This window comes from Cohnella hongkongensis (genome assembly GCF_042654645.1).
In the GTDB taxonomy this organism is placed as follows: domain Bacteria; phylum Bacillota; class Bacilli; order Paenibacillales; family Paenibacillaceae; genus Cohnella; species Cohnella hongkongensis.
In genome coordinates, this window is the sequence record NZ_JBHSEP010000052.1 from 1 (window position 1) to 987 (window position 987).

Annotated in this window: 1 protein-coding gene; it reads right to left on the minus strand. The window is 58.5% G+C overall.

Translation table 11 applies throughout. From position 1 onward, the window contains the following. The coding region (locus ACFO3S_RS27890; protein WP_378103044.1) for a DUF5018 domain-containing protein at positions 1 to 987 on the minus strand (987 nt) is incomplete at both ends.

The window sequence follows — 987 nt, forward strand, 5'->3', positions numbered from 1 at the left end:
CCTTCGCCGGGCTCGCGGCCACATTTACCGTTACGGTGTAATTCTGCGTGGAGCCATCCGCCGCGGTCACCGTATACGTCACCGGATTGGTGAAGTTACGCGCGACTCCGCTATTCGGCGAGATGCTCGCTCCCGTATGCGCAATCGTCGGGGTTAGCGACGTGACGTCCGTTCCATAAGGAACAGTGATGGTAATCGTGCGACTCGCTTCGTTCACCGTTCCCGTCACTGCCGGGCTTGCGAAGCTGAACGCCGTGATCGCCTTCGCAGGGTTCGCTGCCACATTCACGGTTACCACATAATTCTGCGTGGAGCCATCCGCCGCGGTCACCGTATAGGTCACCGGATTGGTGAAGTTCTGCGCAGCGCCGCTGTTCGGCGAGATGCTTGCTCCTGTGTGCGTAATCGTCGGCGTTAGCGATGTGACGTCCGTTCCATAGGGCACGGTTACAGTAACCGTGCGACTCACTTCGTTTATCGTTCCAGCAGCAGACGGTGTCGCGAAGCTGAACGCCGTGATCGCCTTCGCCGGGCTCGCGGCCACATTTATCGTTACGGTGTAATTTTGCGTGGAGCCATCCGCCGCGGTCACCGTATAGGTCACCGGATTGGTGAAGTTCTGCGCAGCGCCGCTGTTCGGCGAGATGTTTGCTCCTGTGTGCGTAATCGTCGGCGTTAGCGATGTGACGTCCGTTCCATAAGGAACAGTGATGGTAATCGTGTGACTCGCTTCGTTCACCATTCCCGTCACTGCCGGGCTTGCGAAGCTGAACGTGGTGATCGCCTTCGCCGGGCTCGCGGCCACATTTATCGTTACGGTGTAATTCTGCGTGGAGCCATCCGCCGCGGTCACCGTATAGGTCACCGGATTGGTGAAGTTCTGCGCAGCGCCGCTGTTCGGCGAGATGTTTGCTCCTGTGTGCGTAATCGTCGGCGTTAGCGATGTGACGTCCGTTCCATAAGGAACAGTGATGGTAATCGTGCGAC